Source organism: Paracoccus onchidii, assembly GCF_028294535.1.
Taxonomy (GTDB): Bacteria; Pseudomonadota; Alphaproteobacteria; order Rhodobacterales; family Rhodobacteraceae; genus Paracoccus; species Paracoccus onchidii.
Map to the genome: position 1 here is coordinate 168638 of NZ_JAQBIE010000007.1, position 19317 is coordinate 187954.

21 protein-coding genes and 1 tRNA gene are annotated in these 19317 nt (G+C 61.3%); 17 read left to right on the top strand and 5 right to left on the bottom strand.

Features of this window, described 5'->3' with window-relative positions:
• Positions 1-114: 114 nt before the first annotated feature.
• The 9 genes from PAF17_RS06795 to PAF17_RS06835 all read left to right on the top strand — a co-directional run bounded on the left by PAF17_RS06795 (position 115) and on the right by PAF17_RS06835 (position 5355).
• Positions 115-199, top strand: a tRNA-Leu gene (locus PAF17_RS06795).
• Positions 200-382: 183 nt separating this feature from the next.
• Positions 383-997 carry a ribonuclease D gene (locus PAF17_RS06800; RefSeq protein WP_271888341.1) on the top strand — a complete coding sequence of 205 codons (615 nt, stop codon included), beginning with the start codon at positions 383-385 and terminating at the stop codon, positions 995-997.
• A gap of 9 nt (positions 998-1006) precedes the next feature.
• A complete protein-coding gene (locus tag PAF17_RS06805; RefSeq protein WP_271888342.1) occupies positions 1007-1951 on the top strand; it encodes a KpsF/GutQ family sugar-phosphate isomerase in 945 nt (314 codons plus the stop codon).
• Between the two features lie 4 nt (positions 1952-1955).
• Positions 1956-2552, top strand: coding sequence for a hypothetical protein (locus PAF17_RS06810; protein ID WP_271888343.1), 597 nt, complete (start codon positions 1956-1958; stop codon positions 2550-2552).
• A 19-nt stretch (positions 2553-2571) separates the two neighbouring features.
• Positions 2572-3048 carry a lipopolysaccharide transport periplasmic protein LptA gene (gene lptA, locus PAF17_RS06815; RefSeq protein ID WP_271888344.1) on the top strand — a complete coding sequence of 159 codons (477 nt, stop codon included), beginning with the start codon at positions 2572-2574 and terminating at the stop codon, positions 3046-3048.
• Positions 3048-3800, top strand: a complete 753-nt coding sequence (gene lptB, locus PAF17_RS06820; RefSeq protein WP_271888345.1) for an LPS export ABC transporter ATP-binding protein — start codon at positions 3048-3050, stop codon at positions 3798-3800. Before lptA ends, lptB begins: the two co-directional genes overlap by 1 nt.
• 182 nt (positions 3801-3982) lie before the next feature.
• The gene (gene hpf / locus PAF17_RS06825; protein ID WP_271888346.1) at positions 3983-4558 is read left to right on the top strand and encodes a ribosome hibernation-promoting factor, HPF/YfiA family; all 576 of its coding nucleotides are present in this window, start codon (positions 3983-3985) and stop codon (positions 4556-4558) included.
• An 80-nt stretch (positions 4559-4638) separates the two neighbouring features.
• Complete coding sequence (gene ptsN / locus PAF17_RS06830; RefSeq protein ID WP_271888347.1) at positions 4639-5103, top strand: PTS IIA-like nitrogen regulatory protein PtsN; 465 nt, start codon at positions 4639-4641, stop codon at positions 5101-5103.
• A gap of 63 nt (positions 5104-5166) precedes the next feature.
• Entirely contained in the window at positions 5167-5355 is a 189-nt protein-coding gene (locus tag PAF17_RS06835; RefSeq protein WP_271888348.1) for a hypothetical protein, read from the top strand.
• A gap of 121 nt (positions 5356-5476) precedes the next feature.
• On the opposite strand, the gene PAF17_RS06840 is transcribed toward PAF17_RS06835, so the two are convergent.
• Complete coding sequence (locus PAF17_RS06840) at positions 5477-6346, bottom strand: branched-chain amino acid aminotransferase (protein WP_271888387.1); 870 nt, start codon at positions 6344-6346, stop codon at positions 5477-5479.
• Positions 6347-6501: 155 nt separating this feature from the next.
• On the opposite strand from PAF17_RS06840, the gene PAF17_RS06845 reads away from it, so the two are divergent.
• From PAF17_RS06845 to PAF17_RS06865, 5 genes are read left to right on the top strand one after another with little or no spacing between them, the layout of a single operon-like run.
• Positions 6502-7020 (top strand): MarR family winged helix-turn-helix transcriptional regulator, encoded by a 519-nt coding sequence (locus tag PAF17_RS06845; RefSeq protein ID WP_271888349.1) that lies wholly within the window; start codon positions 6502-6504, stop codon positions 7018-7020.
• Between the two features lie 9 nt (positions 7021-7029).
• Positions 7030-7734 carry a response regulator gene (locus PAF17_RS06850; RefSeq protein ID WP_271888350.1) on the top strand — a complete coding sequence of 235 codons (705 nt, stop codon included), beginning with the start codon at positions 7030-7032 and terminating at the stop codon, positions 7732-7734.
• Positions 7735-7773: 39 nt separating this feature from the next.
• Positions 7774-8613, top strand: a complete 840-nt coding sequence (locus PAF17_RS06855) for a uracil-DNA glycosylase (RefSeq protein WP_271888351.1) — start codon at positions 7774-7776, stop codon at positions 8611-8613.
• Positions 8614-8668: 55 nt separating this feature from the next.
• Positions 8669-9997, top strand: a complete 1329-nt coding sequence (locus PAF17_RS06860; RefSeq protein ID WP_271888352.1) for an efflux RND transporter periplasmic adaptor subunit — start codon at positions 8669-8671, stop codon at positions 9995-9997.
• Positions 9990-13373 carry an efflux RND transporter permease subunit gene (locus PAF17_RS06865; protein ID WP_271888353.1) on the top strand — a complete coding sequence of 1128 codons (3384 nt, stop codon included), beginning with the start codon at positions 9990-9992 and terminating at the stop codon, positions 13371-13373. The genes PAF17_RS06860 and PAF17_RS06865 overlap by 8 nt, the downstream gene beginning before the upstream one ends.
• Here the strand turns inward: PAF17_RS06865 and PAF17_RS06870 are convergent.
• The gene (locus tag PAF17_RS06870; RefSeq protein WP_271888354.1) at positions 13315-14100 is read right to left on the bottom strand and encodes a protein-disulfide reductase DsbD domain-containing protein; all 786 of its coding nucleotides are present in this window, start codon (positions 14098-14100) and stop codon (positions 13315-13317) included. The two genes, PAF17_RS06865 and PAF17_RS06870, sit on opposite strands and share 59 nt — an antisense overlap.
• Before the next feature lie 102 nt (positions 14101-14202).
• Between PAF17_RS06870 and PAF17_RS06875 the strand changes: the two genes are divergently transcribed.
• Positions 14203-14793 (top strand): YqgE/AlgH family protein, encoded by a 591-nt coding sequence (locus tag PAF17_RS06875; protein WP_271888355.1) that lies wholly within the window; start codon positions 14203-14205, stop codon positions 14791-14793.
• Positions 14794-14890: 97 nt separating this feature from the next.
• On the opposite strand, the gene map is transcribed toward PAF17_RS06875, so the two are convergent.
• Positions 14891-15691 (bottom strand): type I methionyl aminopeptidase, encoded by an 801-nt coding sequence (map, locus tag PAF17_RS06880; protein WP_271888356.1) that lies wholly within the window; start codon positions 15689-15691, stop codon positions 14891-14893.
• A gap of 103 nt (positions 15692-15794) precedes the next feature.
• Here map and PAF17_RS06885 point away from each other — a divergent pair, with 103 nt between their 5' ends.
• Positions 15795-16535 carry a competence/damage-inducible protein A gene (locus tag PAF17_RS06885; RefSeq protein ID WP_271888357.1) on the top strand — a complete coding sequence of 247 codons (741 nt, stop codon included), beginning with the start codon at positions 15795-15797 and terminating at the stop codon, positions 16533-16535.
• Positions 16532-17251 carry a GNAT family N-acetyltransferase gene (locus PAF17_RS06890; RefSeq protein ID WP_271888358.1) on the top strand — a complete coding sequence of 240 codons (720 nt, stop codon included), beginning with the start codon at positions 16532-16534 and terminating at the stop codon, positions 17249-17251. The genes PAF17_RS06885 and PAF17_RS06890 overlap by 4 nt, the downstream gene beginning before the upstream one ends.
• A 7-nt stretch (positions 17252-17258) precedes the next feature.
• Here the strand turns inward: PAF17_RS06890 and kynA are convergent, their stop codons facing one another.
• Together kynA and PAF17_RS06900 are read right to left on the bottom strand one after the other, a co-directional pair.
• Positions 17259-18086, bottom strand: coding sequence for a tryptophan 2,3-dioxygenase (gene kynA / locus PAF17_RS06895; RefSeq protein WP_271888359.1), 828 nt, complete (start codon positions 18084-18086; stop codon positions 17259-17261).
• 28 nt (positions 18087-18114) lie between these two features.
• Complete coding sequence (locus tag PAF17_RS06900) at positions 18115-19281, bottom strand: porin (protein WP_271888360.1); 1167 nt, start codon at positions 19279-19281, stop codon at positions 18115-18117.
• Between the last annotated feature and the right edge of the window lie 36 nt (positions 19282-19317).

The window sequence follows — 19317 nt, forward strand, 5'->3', positions numbered from 1 at the left end:
GTTTCAGGCCCGTAGCGGGTTGCGAAGGATTTTTTTGAGGTCGCGTGCAAAAAATATGAAATCTCCCATTGACGCCCCCCGCGACTGCCTTTAGAGACCCCGCCTACACCACCTGCCCAGGTGGCGGAATTGGTAGACGCGCACGGTTCAGGTCCGTGTGCCGCAAGGCGTGGAGGTTCGAGTCCTCTCCTGGGCACCAAAAAACCCGCAGCTCTCCAGAGCTGCGGGTTTTTTGTTTTCTTACAATGACCTGGGCCGTGTTTTTCTTGGGTTTGCCCCGACGTCGTGCGGCCACCCTTCGGGTGAACAATGCGGTTTTTGGTGGAACGTTCCGCCCGTTTCTGGTCAGAGAGGCGGCAGCCAGCCAAAAGCGGACGAAGCGATGAGTATTCATCTATACCAGAACGACCTTCCCGACGATCTTGACCTTGGCTCGGTCGTCGCAATCGATACCGAAACGATGGGCCTGGACCCCAGGCGCGACCGGCTTTGCCTTGTGCAAATGTCGTCGGGTGATGGTGATGCACATCTGGTCCAGATCGAGCGCGGCCAGACCGAGGCCCCGAATCTGTGCCGGATGCTGACCGACCCCAAGGTCGTCAAACTGTTCCATTTCGGCCGCTTTGACATTGCGGCCTTGGAAAATGCCTTTGGGGTGGTGACCTCGCCGGTCTGGTGCACCAAGATCGCATCCAAGATGGTGCGCACCTTTACCGATCGTCATGGGCTGAAATACTTGCTGAACGAGCTTGTCGGCGTCGATATCAGCAAGCAACAGCAGACCAGCGACTGGGGTGCCGATGACCTGACCGATGCACAGCTTGAATACGCGGCATCGGATGTTCTGCATCTGCACAAGCTCAAAGAGGCGTTGGAGGAACGGCTGCGCCGCGAAAACCGCCTTGGCCTTGCGCAGGCCTGTTTCGATTTCCTTCCTGCCCGGGCCCATCTGGACCTGTTGGGCTGGGGGGATGAAAAAGACATCTTTCATCACTAGGTAGCCGCAATGACCACGTATCTCGACACTGCCCTCCGCGTCATCCGGACCGAAGCACAGGGACTGGAACAGCTTGCGCAATCCCTGGGGCCTGAATTTCAGAAGGCGATCGACCTGATCCTTGGGGCCGGGGGGCGTGTGATCGTGTCCGGGATGGGGAAATCCGGCCATATCGCGCGCAAGATTGCGGCGACGCTGGCCTCGACCGGCACGCCCGCGCAATTCGTCCATCCGGCCGAAGCCAGCCATGGCGATCTGGGCATGGTGACCCAATCGGACGTGGCGCTTGTTCTGTCCAACAGTGGCGAAACGCCCGAACTGGCCGATCTGATCGCCCATACGCGGCGCTTTCAGATTCCGCTGATCGGCGTCGCGTCGCGTCCGGCTTCGACCCTGTTGCGGCAATCGGATGTCGCGCTGGTGTTGCCTGCCGCGGAAGAAGCCTGTGGAAACGGGATCGTTCCGACGACCTCGACGACGATGACGCTGGCACTGGGCGATGCACTGGCAATCGCGCTGATGGAGCATCGCCGCTTTACGCCCGAACATTTCCGCACGTTCCACCCGGGGGGCAAGCTGGGTGCATTGCTGGCGAAGGTTGGCGATTTGATGCATGCCGATCTGCCGCTGGTATCCGAAGATACGCCGATGACCGAGGCGCTGCTGGTGATCAGCCAGAAAGGCTATGGGGTTGCCGGGGTCGTCGGCGCGGACGGGCAGCTGACCGGGATCATCACCGATGGTGACTTGCGGCGGCACATGGACGGGCTGCTGGGGCATAAGGCGGGCGAGGTGATGACAGCTTCGCCGCGCGTGATCGAACCCGACGCCCTGGCCGAGGCCGCCCTGGCCGAGATGCAGTCGCGCAAGATCACCTGTCTGTTCGCGGTCGAGAACGGAGTGCCGCGCGGGATCCTGCATATCCACGACTGTCTGCGCGCCGGAATGGTCTGATCGGATGAACCGCACCCGCATCGTCAGATGGTTGCGCGTCCTGCTGCCTTTGGTGGCTCTTGCGATCCTGTCGACGATGTTTCTGTTCTCGCGCCGGCCCGATGGTGATTCCCGCATTCCCTATGCCGAGGTGGATGCACAGCAGATGGCCCGCGAACCTCGCATCGTTGCCCCCGAATTTGCGGGGGTAACCGGCGATGGGGCCGAGGTCACGTTGCGCGCCATGGATGCCACGCCCGCAAGTGATGAACGCGACGCCGCGTTGCAGCAGGTCGTGCTGGACTGGGTTCGCCCCGATGGTCTGGCGGCGCATCTGACCGCCCCCAATGCCGGTGTAGGCGAGGCGTTGATCGCGCTGAGCGGGGGGGTGCAGATGTCCCTGTCCTCGGGTTGGACCCTGTCGGCCCCAGAGGTCGAGGCGGCGACCGATCGGTCCCATCTGGGCGCAAGCAATGGTGTCGTGGCGACGGGGCCTTTTGGAAAAATCACCTCCGAGGATATGGAATTGCACACCAAGCCGACGGAAGGCGGGGCTGCCACGGCGGAAAATCCTGCCGTCTTGAGCTTTTCCGGCGGCGTCCGTCTGCTATACCAACCCTAAGCTAGCGAAGGACCGTGCCATGTTGCGCCCCCTGATCATTGCCCTGCTTCTTGCCGCGGGGCCAGCCGCCGCGCAAAGCGTTGCCTTTGGCGGGATGAAGGCCGACAGTTCGGCGCCTGTCGAAGTTGCGGCTGACAAGCTCGAGGTGGATCAGGCCGATGGCAATGCCGTGTTTTCGGGCAATGTCGTGATTGGTCAGGGCGAGATGCGCCTGTCTGCCGATCGGGTTACCGTGGAATACGCCAATGAAGACCAGTCGCGTATCCGGTCAATGCACGCGGTTGGCAATGTCACCCTGGTGTCAGGATCTGATGCAGCCGAAGCGCGCGAAGCCATCTATCAGGTGGAAAGCGGCGGCGTGATTCTGACCGGGGATGTCGTGCTGGCGCAGGGGAAAAATGTGCTGACAGGTGACCGGATGACCGTTGATCTCGTGAATGGCACCGCGCAGGTCGATGGCCGTGTGCGTTCGATCCTGCAACAGGGCGGCAACTGATGCAGCGCTCGTCAGCACGCAAGGATGGCGCCGGCCTCGAGGTGCATGGGCTGCGCAAGTCGTACCGCAAGCGCCCGGTGATTCACGACGTGTCCGTTTCCTTGAAGCGGGGCGAGGTCGTGGCGCTGCTGGGGCCGAACGGGTCTGGCAAGACCACCTGCTTTTACTGCATCGCCGGGCTTGTGCCCCCCGATGCCGGACAGGTGCTGATCGACAGCCAGGACGCGACGCGCCTGCCGATGTTTCGCCGCGCACGGATGGGAATCGGCTATCTGCCCCAGGAGATGTCGATTTTTCGTGGGCTGTCGGTCGAACAGAACATCATGTCCGTTCTTGAGGTGACCTTGCGCGATCCCCGCCACAGGCGCGACCGGCTAGAGGAATTGCTGGGCGATTTCTCGATCACCCATCTGCGCGGTGCGGCGGCGATGGCGCTGTCGGGCGGAGAACGGCGTCGGGTCGAAATCGCCCGTTGTCTTGCCTCGGATCCCAGCTTTCTGCTTTTGGATGAACCCTTTGCCGGTGTCGATCCGATCGCTGTCGGTGAGATACGCGAACTGGTGCATGCGTTGAAATCGCGGGGGATCGGCGTCCTGATCACCGATCACAACGTGCGCGAAACGCTGGGAATCGTCGACCGCGCCTATATCCTCCATGATGGGCATGTCCTGATGTCGGGGACCACCGCGGAAATCGTTGCCGACCCCAAGGTGCGCGAGGTCTATTTGGGCGAAAGCTTCAATCTGGGCTGATTCCCACCAGGAAATTTGTCACTGTGTTGTGTGTTGCCGTTGACAGATCCGCTTTGCTGTCACCAAATTGAGTTATGCGGGTGCGGTATCACGCCGTGCCCCGCCATCCCCGTTTTCCGCCGCATGCCGGCTGCTTGAACGGGTCGGCGCATGCGGAGACGGGCAACCGAAGAGGAAAGACGATGCGCTACACCATCAGCGGAAAACACATTGATGTTGGCGATGCCCTCATGACACATGTCGAGGCAGAGCTTGGGGACACGGTCACGAAATATTCCCAACGTCCGACCGACGCAACCGTGACATTTTCCCGTGATGCGCATCAATACGTCTGCGATATCGTCGTGCACCTGTCCACCGGGCTGACCGTGCAGGCACGCGGTGCCGCGAATGAGGTCTATGGTGCATTTGAAACCTGCCGGGAAAAGATGGACAAGCAGTTGCGCCGCTACAAGCGGCGCCTGAAAGACCATCACAAGGACCGCTCCGAGCCTGTTGAATTCGGTCAGGCAGGCATGTATGTGCTTGCCGCTGACGAGGCGGATTGGGAATCGCAGGAAAGTGGCCTGCAGCCAATCATCATCGCCGAAATGGAATCCCGTGTGCCGACCTTGTCGGTTGGCGATGCGGTGATGCAGATGGAATTGGCCGGGGCGCCGCTATTGGTGTTCCGCAACGAAAAACATGGCGGCGTGAATGTCGTCCATCGCCGTGATGACGGCAATGTCGGATGGATCGACCCGCGCGGTAACGGCTGAAGCCGATCTGCCACGCCAGGAAACTGCGCCGCCCCCGGATGACCGTCCGGGGGCGCACAGCTTAGGAAAGACGTGTCGCAATGCAACTCAGCGAGATTCTCAAGCCAGAGGCCGTCCGGTCACTTGGACAGGTCACGTCCAAGAAACGGTTGTTTCAGGAACTGGCCGATCTGGCGAACGCGGAATACAAGCTGCCGCAATCCGAGGTTCTGGATGCCCTGCAAGAACGGGAAAGCCTTGGGCCGACCGGTGTCGGGCAGGGGGTCGCCCTGCCGCATGCCCGGCTGCACGGGCTGGATCGTGTCGTCGGGCTGTTCCTGAGGCTTGAAAAGCCGCTGGATTTCGATGCCGTCGACCGGCAACCCGTGGACCTGATCTTTGCGTTGCTTGCACCTGAGACCAGCGGTGTCGACCATCTGAAGGCCCTGGCATTGGTGTCGCGGACATTGCGTGATGCCGACCTGCGCAACAAGCTGAGATCAAACGACAATCAGGCGGCGCTCTATGCCGTGCTGTCCGCCGCGCAGGGAATCAAGGCGGCTTGAAGGTTTAACTTGGTCCGATTCGGCCCTATATTCAGGGTCCACGGCTCTGGAGGAGGGTCCATCATGACCAAGCATATCAGCGATCAACCACGAAACCACGGCGGCCAGCGGCTGCGTGAATTCACCCGTCAGGAACGCCAGGACGGGATGCATCCGGTGATTGCCAGATTGAGGTCGCGTCCACAGATGCGCGGCGATGAAAATCGCAAGACCGCCCAGTTTCTAAGGATCGAGCGCGGCCGTCTGGCATAGCAGGCTGCCTGCCCGCCGGGCTGGCATGGCCCCGATTGCGAGAATGGCCACCGGGGACGTCCCCGGTGGCCATTCTGCTTCATTAACTTCATTAAGCCCGTGGCGGGCTGGTAAGGCCCGTTCAGGAACGGACCAGTGTCTCGTAATCTTCCGCAATGCTGCGCGTGGTCTGGCCGACCTGGAAATGCCAATCGCCGATCTGGCCGACCGGGGTGACCTCGGCTGCGGTGCCGGTCAGGAAGCATTCCTGAAAGCTTTCCAACTCTTCGGGCTTGATGCGGCGCTCATGCACGGTCAGGCCCTTGTCCTTCAGCATCTGGATCACGGTGCGGCGCGTGATTCCGTCAAGGAAACGATCGGCCAGCGGGGTGTGAATCTCGCCATCTTTCAGGAAGAAGATATTCGCGCCGGTCGCTTCGGCCACATAGCCTTCCCAATCCATGAACAGCGCGTCGGAACAACCCTTGGCCTCGGCGGCGTGCTTGGACATGGTGCAGATCATGTAAAGGCCGGCGGCCTTGGCCGCGGTCGGAATTGTTTCCGGGCTGGGGCGTTTCCACTTCGCGACGTCCAGCTTGGCGCCCTGCCATTTCGCATCGCCGTAATAGCTGCCCCATTCCCAGGCGCAGACGGCCATGCGGACCGGGTTTCTCTTGGCCGAGACACCCATGTCTTCACCTGAACCGCGCCAGGCGACAACGCGCACATAGGCGTTTTCAAAGCCGTTGGCCTTGAGGACTGATTCTTTCGCGGCGTCAATTTCCTCGGCCGAATAGGGAATGGGCATGTCCAGCAGGCGACCCGATTCGATCAGGCGCAGCGAATGTTCATGTCCCTTGAAGATCTTGCCGTTATAGCAGCGTTCGCCCTCGAAGACCGAACTGGCGTAGTGCAGCGCGTGGCTCAGAACATGCACCTTCGCGTCGCGCCAGTCGACCAGTTCGCCATCCATCCAGATCTTGCCGTCGCGATCGTCATATGCCGCCGTCATCTTGTTCTCCATCAGGGTCGGGTTTTGCATATCTTGCGCAAGACCGCCCGAATCCGGCCTTTTTGTTGCGCGAAGCTCTTGACGGCTAGCAATCGAATCTTGGAAAGTCAACAACGCTGCCCTATCACGTCGGCAAATTGAAGGAAGGACGTCGAATGCAGAACAAAGCGCGCATCCAGACAATGGTCGGCGAGGATCTGCTGTTTCTGACCGATGACCAGTTGCGGCGTGGCATCGAGGCGATGTTCTTTGCCTATCGCGCGTTTACATCGGATCCGGATCTGATCCTGGCAGAGATGGATTATGGCCGCGCCCATCACCGCGCCCTGCATTTCATTCATCGCAGCCCCGGCCTGAAAGTGACGGCGCTGCTGGCGGTTCTTGGCGTCACCAAGCAATCGCTCAACCGGGTGTTGCGCACATTGGTCGAAGACGGGCTGGTCGAAAGCCGGGTCGGGCGCCGCGACCGGCGGGAACGCCTGCTGTACCTGACCGATTCCGGCACCGCGCTGGAACGGCGTCTGTCCGAGGCACAGCGTGCCAGGATGCGCACGGCCTATCGAAATGCGGGGCCACAGGCCGTTGCTGGGTTTCGCCAGGTTCTGGAAGCGATGATGGACCCCGAGACGCGGGCGCAGTATCAGGCAATGAAGGAATTGCCCGAGCAAGATTGAGGCCCAGCCATGAACAGTCCGGATACCCATATTCTGATTGTTGACGATGATGAACGTATTCGCGCCTTGTTGGGGCGGTTCCTGCGCAAGAACGGCTTTATGGTCACGATGGCGCGCGACGCCGCGCAAGCCAGGCGGCTGTTGGCGGGGTTGGAATTCGACCTGATCGTGCTGGACGTGATGATGCCGGGCGAAGACGGCTTTGCGCTGACATCGGCGTTGCGTCAGAAAATCCAGACACCGATTTTGTTGTTGACCGCGCGCGGCGACATCGAAGATCGGATTACCGGGTTGGAAAGCGGGGCCGACGATTACCTGCCCAAGCCGTTTGAACCACGGGAATTGTTGTTGCGGATCGAGGCGATCCTGCGGCGGATTCCCACGCCCGAGGCCACGCAGCCGAAATTCCTGAATCTTGGCCATCTGCGCTACGACACCGAAAAGGGTGAATTGTGGCAGGGCGACTCGATCATGCGCCTGACCGGCACGGAACAGGCGTTGCTGCGCAAGCTGGCTTCAAGCCGCGGGCAACCGGTCAGTCGTGCCGAGTTGATTGATGACCTGGGGCGCGGTGGCGGCGAAGAAAGCGACAATTCCGAACGCGCGATCGATGTCCAGATGACCCGGCTGCGTCGCAAGATTGAGGCCGACCCGAAAGAGCCCAGATATCTGCAAACCGTTCGCGGAACGGGTTACATGTTGATGGTCGACTGATCTTGTCCGCCGCGGCGAAGCGGCCTAGCTTGGCGTTTCATGAATACTGTTCCGACATATCAGGGTATCGAACTGGATGGCGAAACCGCGTTGGCGCTGCTGCAATGGCAGGCTGAAATGGGCGCGGATGAGGCCATGCTGGATGTTCCGCTGGACCGGTTTGAACTGGCGCCCCGGCAAGGCGGCGCAGCAGCAGCGCCGCCGTTGCAGGCTCAGCCCCCCGCCTCAGCCCGCCCGACCCCGCAATCCGCACAGGACGACGATCTGAAGACGCGGATCGGGCGGGCCGAAACGCTTGCGGCGGCCGCGACGGATCTAGAGGCGCTGGCCATGGCGCAGCAGGAATTTGACGGCATCGAACTGAAGAAAGGTGCGCGAAATTTCTGTTTCGCAGATGGCAACCAGAAAGCGCGCGTGTTGGTTCTGGGCGAAGCGCCGGGCGATGAAGAGGATCGGCAGGGCCGGCCGTTTGTCGGTCAGGCGGGGCAGTTGCTTGACCGGATGTTTGATGCAATCGGTCTGTCGCGCAACGCCGTCGATGCGGAAAAATCGGTGTATATCGCCAATGTGCTGTCGTGGCGTCCGCCGGGGAATCGCGATCCAAGTGACGAGGAAATCGCACTCAGCATGCCGTTTCTGCGCCGCCATGTAGAACTGGTATCACCTGATCTTGTGGTCTTGATGGGCAATGTGCCCTGTCAGGCCGCAATCGGGCGGCGGGGCATCCTGCGTCTGCGCGGGCAATGGACCGAGGCTTTCGGCCGGCCAGCCCTGCCGATGACCCATCCGGCCTATCTGCTGCGCAACCCGATTGCCAAGCGCGAGGCCTGGGCCGATCTGCTTTCGCTGTCCGCGCGGCTGGAATCGCTTTCCGTTTAGGGTTTGTTTCTTCATCATGTGATAGAAGGGGATCAAAAGGATCCGACTTAATCGCATGCGTTTCTTGTTTCGCAGCCTGATGGGGCTGTTCCTCACCTTTCTGACGCTTGGCCTGCTGTTCTTGGCGGGGGTTCACCTGTGGCGAATTGGCAACGCAGATGACGGGGCGGGGCGCGCAGGGCCGGAACGTGCCGAACAGGTGTATACAGCGCGCTTGATGATGGTGACGCCGACGCAGGTGACACCCCTGATGCGGGTGTTTGGCACGGTTGAATCACGCCGACGCCTGGAGTTGCGCGCAGGGTCCAGCGGACAGATCGTCTATCTTGATGCGCAGATGCAGGAAGGCGGTGTTGTCGCTGCCGGTCAGTTGCTGGTGCGGATCGATCCTGCCGCGGCCCAGGCTGCGGTCGACAATCAGCTTGCGGCCCGCGATGATGCTCAAGCGACGCTGCGCGATGCGCGACGCAATGTTCAGGTGGCAGCCGATGATCTGGCCGCGGCCGAGCGGCAGGCCGAATTGCGCCGCGCGGCCGTCGCGCGCCAGGAATCGCTTGCGGCGCGTGGGCTTGGTACCAGCATCGACCGCGAGGCTTCGCAACTTGCCGCGTCATCGGCCGAGCAGGCCGTGATTGCGGGCCGGTCTGCCTTGGCTGCGGCTGAATCATCTGTCACCGCCGCGACCAATGGGTTGCGGCGTGCCGAAATCGACCTTTCCGAAGCCAGGCGCGCCTTGGCTGATACCGAAATCAGGGCCGGGTTTTCGGGCCGGGTGACAAGTGTCACGGCCGTTCAGGGCGGGCTGGTCAGCGTGAACGAGCAGTTGGCTGAAATAATTGATCCTGATGCGCTTGAGGTAAAGGCGCCGTTGTCGCTGGATCAGTTTTCGCGCCTTGCCGGACCGGATGGCGGTTTCAATGGTCGGCCGGCGACGGTCGTTCTGGATGGATCGGCGGGACGCCTGACGGCGCAGGCGCATCTGCACAGGGCAGCCGCTTCGGTTGCCGCAGGCACCACCGGGCGCGTCATCTATGCCAGTATCGATGGCGGGGGCGAAACGATGCGCCCCGGCGATTTCGTCAGTCTCGAAATTTCCGAACCGGTATTGGAGAATGCCTCGGTTCTGCCGGCTTCCGCCGTGGGTTCCGATGGCGCGGTTCTGGTCGTGGGCGACGATGACCGATTGCATGCACAGCCCGTGACCATTTTGCGCCGGCAAGGGGACGACATCATTATCGATGTCGGACCTGGGTTGCGCGATGCCCGTATCGTCGCCGAACGCGCACCCCAGCTTGGGGTGGGAATCCGGGTCCGCGATGCCGCGGCACCTGACCCGAAGCAGGATCAACAGGCCCGCAAGACGCAAGGAAAGGGCAATGGCTGAGGGGCGGGGGATCCTTTCGCTTTTCGTGCGCCACGCGACGTTGGCAAACCTTGTGATGGCAGTGATGGTGATCGGTGGGCTGTATGGCGCGCCAAAGCTGCGGGCGCAGTATTTCCCCGATACCGTGATCCAGGAGGTTGATGTCGAGGTGCGCTGGGATGGTGCCGGCCCCGATGATGTGGACAGGTCCATTGTTGCGGTTCTCGAACCCGCGTTGATGGGGGTCGAAGGGGCCACGCTGACATCATCGCGGGCGGTTCAGGGCGTGGCCCGTATCGAGATCGAGTTCGAGCCGGGCTGGGACATGGCGCGCGCCACCGCCGATGTCGAAACCGCGCTGACCGGTGCCGGTGATCTGCCAGAGGATGCCGAAGAGCCGGAAATAACCCGAAATTCCTGGCGTGACCGCGTTGCGGATGTCGTGATTTCCGGACCCGTGGGCCTGGATCAGCTTGGCCGCATCGCGGATGATTTCATCAACCGCCTGTATGCACGGGGCATCACTCGTCTGACGATCACCGGACTTGCGGCCCCCGAAACGCTTGTCGAGATGCGGGTCGCGGATATGCTGCGCCATGACATTACGCTGGAACAGGTTGCTTCGGTCGTGGCAGCGGCGGCGTCGGTCAGCCCTGCGGGCGAAATAGCATCAGGGGCGTCACGGGTGCGGACCGGTGCCGAAAACCGTGACCCCGCGACGATCGCGGCGCTGTCGCTGACCGCTTTGCCCGATGGCACGCAACTGACCATCGGAGATGTCGCAGATGTGCGGCAATCGGGGATGGATCGAAACACGGCTTATTATGTCGATGGAAACCCGGCCGTCATGGTGCGCGTTCAGCGCAGTGCATCGGGCGATGCGATTGCGATGCAGCAAATCGTTGAAAATGTCGCGGACGAGATGCGTCCCGCCTTGCCAGCCGGCGTCGGGGTCGAGCTGGTGCGCGCCCGGGCAGAACGTATCGCCGCGCGCCTGGAACTGTTGCTGGACAATGCCGCGATCGGACTGGCGCTGGTCGTGGCATTGTTGTTCCTGTTTCTGAACGCCCGAACGGCGTTGTGGGTTGCGATGGGCATTCCCGCCTCGTTGCTGGCCGCGGCGGGGCTGATGTTCGCGACAGGCATGACCCTGAACATGATTTCGCTATTCGCGCTGATCCTGACATTGGGGATCATTGTCGACGACGCGATCGTGGTGGGCGAACACGCCGATTACCGGGCGCGCAAGCTGGGGGAACCGGCGGTGGTTGCGGCCGAACGCGCGGCGGCGCGAATGGCGGCGCCGGTGGTGTCGTCTTCGCTGACGACGATCATTGCCTTTGCGGGGCTGGTCGCGATCGGCGGACGGTTCGGAGATCTGATTGCGGATATTCCGCTGACGGTGATTCTGGTGCTGATCGCCTCGTTGGTCGAATGTTTCCTTGTCTTGCCCAATCACATGTCCCATGCATTGACCCGTTCGGCCCGGCGGAACTGGTATGACCGACCGTCCAAGTTGGTGAATGCGGGCTTGGATCGCTTTGTGCACCGTGTCTTGCGTCCGTTGACGGGCTGGGTGTTGCGTCTGCGCTATCCGGTGCTGGCCGCAACCGTTGCGTTGTTTGCATGGGCGGTGGGCAGTCTGATGTCGGGGCAGGTGCCGTGGCGCTTTTTCAACGCGCCCGAACAGGGCAGCGTGGCGGGTAATTTCGCGATGCTGCCGGGTGCGACCCGCCAGGACACGTTGCGTGTCATGGGATTGGTTCAGGGCGCGGTTGATCGCGTTGCCCTGGACTATGAACATGAATACGGCATCAACCCGGTGACCCATGCAATGACTATGGTGGGCAGCAATTCCGGCCGCCCCCTGCCGGGGGCGGACACAAAGGATGTCGATCTGCTGGGTGCGGTGCAGCTGGAACTGATCGATCCTGATTTCCGCCCCTATTCCAGTTTCGAGTTTGTCTCGGCCTTGCAGCAATCCATGCCACAGGATCCGTTGCTGGAAACGATCAGTTTTCGCGGCTTTCGGTCGGGGCCGGGCGGTGACGCCATTTCCGTTCGCATGACCGGGGGAGAGGCCAAGACCTTGAAAGATGCCGCCGAGGCGTTGAAGGCGCGACTTGCCCGTTATCCCCAGGTTTCGGCGCTGGAAGACAGCATGTCTTATGACAAGGACGAGTTGGCGTTGCAGTTGACACCCCAGGGCGAGGCGCTTGGCTTTACCACCGAAGGATTGGCCCGCGATCTGCGCCAGCGTCTTGGCGGGATCGAGGCGGCGACTTTTCCGGTCGGAACCAGAACAGGTGCGATCCGGGTCGAATTGCCCGAAAGCGAACGCCGCGGCGATTTTCTGGAACGAATGAGGATGCGCACGACCAGCGGGCAATGGGTGCCGCTGATCGATATCGTCACGGTGGGAAGCGATGCCGGGTTTTCGGTCGTGCGCCGCGAAAACGGCGAGCGCATGATTCTGGTCACCGGCGACATTTCGGAAGACGATCCGACAATTGCCGCACAGATCAACATTGCGCTGCAACAGCAGATCATGCCCGAAATCGCGGCCCGGTTCGGCATCAGTTTCGAAACCACCGGATTGGCCGAACAGGAACGCAATTTCCTAAGTGACGCGCTGGCCGGCTTCGCCCTGGCGCTGAGCGGGATATATATGGTGCTGGCCTTCATCTTTTCCAGCTGGAGCCGCCCGCTGGTGGTGATGTCGGTCATTCCTTTCGGCCTGATAGGCGCGGTCTGGGGGCATTACCTGTGGGATCTGCCGCTGTCGATGTTTTCGGTCGTGGGCCTGATCGGGATGTCGGGAATCGTGATCAATGATTCCATCGTGCTGATTTCGACCGTTGACGAATATGCCCGGGATCGTGGCCTTCGCCCGGCGATCGTCGATGCGGTCTGTAACAGGTTTCGCCCGGTTCTGCTGACCACGGCGACGACCGTTCTGGGGCTGGCGCCCTTGCTTTACGAGCGATCGTCACAGGCGCTGTTCCTGAAGCCGACGGTGGTGACGCTGGCTTACGGGCTGGGTTTCGGGATGATCGTCGTGCTGCTGGTGGTGCCTGCCGTCATGGGAATAGGCGCCGATTTCGGGGCGCTGAGAACCGGGTTCAGGCGCGGCTTGCGCAGCCGGGAAATGGCCGGGCCGATGCGCGCAGGGGTGGGGTTGGCCGTTACCACCTTTGCCGTGACGCTGTTGCCGGCAGTGCTGTTTCCAGACGGCACGAATGTCCTGCCCGCCTGGTTCCCGGTTGCGGCATCGGTTCCACGGGCGTTGCTGTGGTATGTGATCGCGCTGGTCGGCGTCACGGCATTCGTCGCCATGCTTATCCTGTCAGGGCGCAGCCCTGCATCTCGGTTGCGTCCTCGCCATCGATCAGGGTGATTGTCAGCCCCGACATGTCCAGATCGAAGGGGCGCGCCTCGGGGGGGACAAGGTCCGCGGTGGCGGTGATGCCTTCGGGCGTCATGTCCAGATGGGCCGTTGACACCCAGATTTCGGGCTGGTCCGGGATCTCGATCGCAGCAGCCTCGACATCGGGTTGCGGCAGGTTGACCACAAGGCGCAGTCCGTCGTCTATCGCGCTGACATGGCAGGGGGGGACGATCCCGGATTTCCGGGGCACATGCCTCAATGCGGCGGTAATGCGTGGGTCGGGTTCGGGCAGAGGCGGGGCGGCTTTCATGACCACATGGGCCGGCACGCAAATATTCTCGCAGACCCCGAAATCCATCGCGACGCGAAGGTCTATGTCGCGGGATGGATGTTGCGGGCTGATGCGAAGGGGCAGGACAAGGCGGTCATGATAACCCAAGGTCATCTCGTCCCCTGAACGGATCGCTTCAGGGGCGGGCCAGTGAACCGTAACCTGCGCCAGATTGTTCGAATCGCTCCAGTCGAAGCTTGGGGGCAGGCCCGTGTCGCCCGGCTGGCGCCAATAGGTTTTCCAGCCTGGTTCCAGAACCAGCTCGATTGCCGCGATGCGGTTCCCGTCCTGATCCAGCCAACCAGGCAGAAGTTGCGCCGAAGTAACGCCGGGCGGCAAATCAGAACCGAGGCAGGCCCCGGCCCCAAACGCAAGACAGAAGGTCGAAAGGATCAATGGTTTCATGAGGGTGGTTTAACCTGCCTGTCGCATCTGAAGAAGTCACATTCACGCGGGGGGCTTGCATCGGGGGCGTTCAGGGTCGATCTTGAGAGAAAAGGAGGCCCGATGAGCAGCCCCGATCACGACGACAAAGTGCAGAACCTGACCGGAAAGGTCCTGATCGCCATGCCCGGTATGACGGATCCGCGTTTTCAACGTGCGGTCGTGTTGGTGTGCGCGCATTCTGACGAAGGTGCCATGGGATTGGTGCTGAACCACCCCTTGCCTGAAATCAAGTTTTCGGAATTGCTGGATCAGTTGGGCATCGATGTTGAAGATGACGCGCGCCATATCGAGGTGCGCTTTGGCGGCCCGGTCGAGCCGGGTCGCGGGTTTGTGCTGCACAGTGTTCCCGAGTATGGCGAAGACCCCGAGGGTCGGTTGCGGATCGGGCGGGCGCTGGCCATGACCACCACACGGGACATACTGGAAGATCTGGCGCGAGGGCAGGGGCCGCAGGATGCCGTGCTTGCGCTTGGCTATGCGGGTTGGGGGCCAGGGCAGATCGAAGATGAGATGCTGGAAAATGGCTGGCTAACCGGAGATGGCATCGAAGAACTGATCTTTGGTGCCGATCATGACGGCAAGTGGCAGCAGGCCTTGCGTGCACAGGGAATTGATCCATCGCTACTATCCGCTGCCGCAGGGCGCGCCTGAAGCAGTGGCAATCAACCTTGCGGCGCCGACGGGCCAGCCCGCCGGCAAGAGATCGTGGTCAGGGGCCATTCGGCCCCTGACGGTGATTGCGCCAGGGTCAGCCTAGCGTGGTCATGAACCTGTCGGATGGGGTGAATATCTCGGCCCCGTCCGCGGTGACGCCGATCGAGTGTTCGAACTGTGCGGAAAGCGATTTGTCGCGTGTGACCGCGGTCCAGTCATCGGCCAGAACCTTGGTTTCCGGGCGTCCCAGATTGACCATCGGTTCGATCGTGAAGAACATGCCTTCTTCCAGCACGGGGCCTTTGCCGGGACGCCCGAAATGCAGCACGTTCGGGGGGGCGTGGAACACACGCCCAAGGCCATGTCCGCAGAAATCACGGACCACCGACATGCGGTGTTTTTCGGCATATTGCTGGATGGCGTGGCCAATATCGCCGAATGTGGCCCCGGGGCGCACCGCCTCGATGCCTTTCATCAACGAGTCATGGGTCACCTGAATGAGCCGCTGCGACTTGATCGAGGGCTTGCCGGCGACATACATGCGGCTGGTATCGCCGAACCAGCCATCGACGATGACGGTCACGTCGATATTCAGGATGTCGCCGTTCTGAAGCAGCTTGTCCCCCGGGATCCCGTGGCAGACGACATGGTTGACGCTGATGCAGCTGGCATGCTGATAGCCGCGATAGCCGATGGTGGCGGATGTCGCGCCCAGTTCCCCGACCCTGCGGGTAATGAAATCATCGAGTTTTCCTGTGCTGGTGCCCGGCTCGACCAAATCGCCGACCTCGTCGAGGATCTGCGCGGCAACTGTGCCAGCCTTTCTCATGCCCGCGAAATCCTGCGGCGCATGAATCCGGATACCTTCCTTGGTGATGCGGCTTTCTTCGTCCATCGCTGATCCTTTCATCTGGGGGCATAGATAGACGTGACCGGCCTCTTGTTCCAGTGCCGTGCAACAGCTTAGAAGAAACCCATGGTATCGGGGGCGAATAATCATGCAATCAGACAATCCCAGCGCAGCGATTCTGGTGATCGGGGACGAGATACTGTCGGGGCGCACCCGCGAAGGAAACGCCCATCACCTGGCGCAGGTTCTGACCGCCACCGGCATCAACCTGTGTGAAATGAGGGTGGTCAGCGACGAACAGGATCAGATCGTCGACGCGGTGCGGGCGCTGGATTCAAGCCTTGGCGGAAAATACGATCTGCTGTTTACCTCGGGCGGAATTGGCCCCACGCATGACGATATAACCGCGGATGCGGTGGCGCTGGCGCATGGAACTTTGGCCGAGGTGAACGATGCGGCGCGGGCAATCCTGCAGGAGCGTTGTGACCGGATGGGGACCGAGCTGACGCCAGGAAGGCTGCGTATGGCGCGTATTCCGATTGGCGCCCGCCTGATCGAGAACGCTGTTTCGGGTGCGCCCGGTTTCTCCATCGGCAATACGCATGTCATGGCCGGGGTTCCCGAAGTCTTTCGCGGGATGGTTGCCTGGCTGATCCCCCAGCTGGCCAGCGGGCGGCCTGTCCAGTCGCAATCGATCGAAGTGCGACGCGGGGAAAGTGAGGTTGCAGAAGATCTGAAACAACTTGCGGCCAGCTTTGCGGATCTGTCTCTGGGATCATATCCGTTCCACGATGAAAAGGGATGGGGCACGAATCTGGTTGTCAGAGGACTGGACCCGGAACGTGTCGAGGCCGCCATGACGGCGTTGAAGCAACGGCTGGCCCTGTGAGGACGGTCGCGATCGAGGCGGCCTGTCGCGCCACATGGCCGGCGCAGACAGTGCAAGAGGTCGGCGGATTCCGCGTCGGGCATGGCGATGGTGGGGGAGATCGGGTCAATTCCGCGCTGTCATTTGGGGCATGGACCGAAACGGACATTCGGGATGTCATCGAATTTCAACGCAGCTGCGGCCAGACAGCCCGGTTTCAGGTGGGCGACGATCAGGTTGATTTGCGCGACAGGCTGATCGCGATGGGCTTTCGGCCATCGCGGGCGACGGTGGTGTTGTGCGCCTATATTGACGGGTTGACGGATCTTGCGCTTCCGCCGGTGACGGCCTTTGATCTGTGGCCTGCATTGGCGATTCAGAATGATATTTGGGCGGCTGCGGGTATAGCAGCAGACCGGCTTGCGGTGATGGGGCGTGCGGCCCAGCCCAAGACGACGATTCTCGGGCGGATGGATGATCGTGCCGCCGGCACGGCCTTCGTGGCAATTGCCGAAGGCATTGCCGTGCTGCATGCGCTTGAGGTTGTGCCAGAGCTGCGCCGCAAGGGGCTGGCGGGCTGGATGGTCCGCCGCGCCGCGTTCTGGGCGGGCGATCGGGGGGCTGATACCCTGGCGTTGGCGGTGACGCGGGGCAATTCTGCGGCATTGGCATGCTATGCGGGCCTCGGCTTTGCCGAGACAGGAGGATACAGCTATTTTACCCGGCCGGAAGAATAGGTGGCTGCTATAGCTTGGTGCGCATCTCCCACAGGTCGGGAAACAGCACCACGTCCAGCATGCGCCGCAAATAGCTGACACCAGAGGTGCCGCCCGACCCCCGTTTGAACCCGATCACACGCTCTACCGTGGTGACGTGGTTAAAGCGCCAGCGGCGGAAATAATCTTCGAAATCGACCAGTTTTTCGGCCAGCTCATACAGTTCCCAATATTGTTCCGGATTGTCATAGATCGCGGCCCATGCGGCATTCACGGCGGGATCGGATTGATGGGGTTGGTCGCGTTGCCCGCGTTCGGGCAGATCAAAGCCCGCATCGCGCACCCGGTCGAGAACCACGTCATATAGCGATGGTCGCGTCAGTTCGGCCTTCAGGGATTCAACCAGATCGGGGCGGTGTGCATGGGGGGGCAGCATGGCGGTATTGCGGTTGCCTGCCACGAATTCGATCATCCTGTATTGATAGGATTGAAAGCCGCTGCTCTGCCCCAGACTTTCGCGAAATTCGGTATATTCGCTGGGGGTCATGGTGCGCAAAACATCCCATGCGGAATTCAGCTGTTCCATGATCCGGGCCACACGGGTCAACATCTTGAACGCGGGGCGCAGATTGCCTGCCGCGATGTTGTCGCGCGCGGCCGAAATCTCATGCAGGGCAAGTTTCATCCACAGTTCGGCGGTCTGATGCTGGATGATGAACAGCATTTCGTCATGCGCCTGCGATCTGGGATGCTGCGCGCTGAGAATCTGGTCCAACCCAAGGTAATCGCCATAGGACATGCGCCCCTGAAACGACATCTGAGCGCCTTCGCCTGCGGGGTCATATGCTTTTGTCACCTGATCCGTCCCTGTTTTCATGGTTGGTCTAGAACCCGATACGCATTCCAAGCATGGTCGCCACCCCGTGTTGGAAGGCATCGGATGAATCGTCATAATCATAGCGGCGCATGCCGAAGAACAGGTCGGTGTTCCAGTTGTCCATGCGCTGAACCGCGGCGATGCCCCAGGACCGGCTGGTCGAACCCGCTTTGACGATCGCACGACCTGAATAGTGGTCGATTGACAGGGCGGTTCTGCCCGCAGAAAACCAATCGCGCTGCAAACCCAGCTTGAGGTAATGATAACGCGCGTCCCGATCTTGCTGGCGAAAGGCCGTTGCCACGGTCAGGCTGAGACCGGTGCCGGGGTCGAGGGCAGACACCGATCCCGAAATGGTTTCGGCATCGCGAAATTTGTCATGGGCATAGGCAAGCCCGGCCGACAGGTTTCGGCCCGCGACATTGCCGCCATAGCTGACCGCAACATCCTGCAGATCACCCTTGTTGTTGTTCACGACATCGGTGCCGTAGGAAACCCTGAACGTGACCCCCTTGGTCGTCGGCGTGTCATAGCGCAGCCGGAACTGGCGCCCCAGACCGTCGAAATTGTTAAAGGCGGCCGCGGTCGAAACATCTGACAACGCGCCTTGCCGCGTGCGGAACAGGCCGCCCCCCATATTGGACACATTCGATGACGCGATCAGGCCGGTGCCCGACAGATCGTGTTCAGATGATCCGTCCGAGGCCATGCTGCCCTGTCCGATCCAGAAACGGCCGCCGCGGGGGCTGGACAGCGACGCCTCGAGCTTGCGGGTTTCGGTTCGATCCGATCCGTCATCGACCCGGCTGGACCCGATCTGGGTCTTTTCTCGTGCTGGACGGGCCAGAAATCCCAGTTCGAAATTGGCGAAAAAGGTCCAGCCGCGATCATAATCGGTCGTCAGGGACAGGCCGGCGCGGCTGACGGCATTGCCATTGGCCACGATCCCGTAATCACTTGTTTCTTCGCCGTCGTCGAAGCGAAGAACACCCTCATTTGCCTGACCATAGAAATTCAGCGATGTGATGTCGCGAAACCTGATCGGCGCGTGTCCAGTGTCGGCTTCGCGTTCTTGCGCATCGGCATTGCCGACAGCCGACAGGGCCAGAAACGCGGCCCCCGCAACCATTCGGATATATGTGACGGGCTGGTGCATATGGACGAAACTGTGCATGAGCATGTCGCGATTGTCACGCCTGACGCGATGATC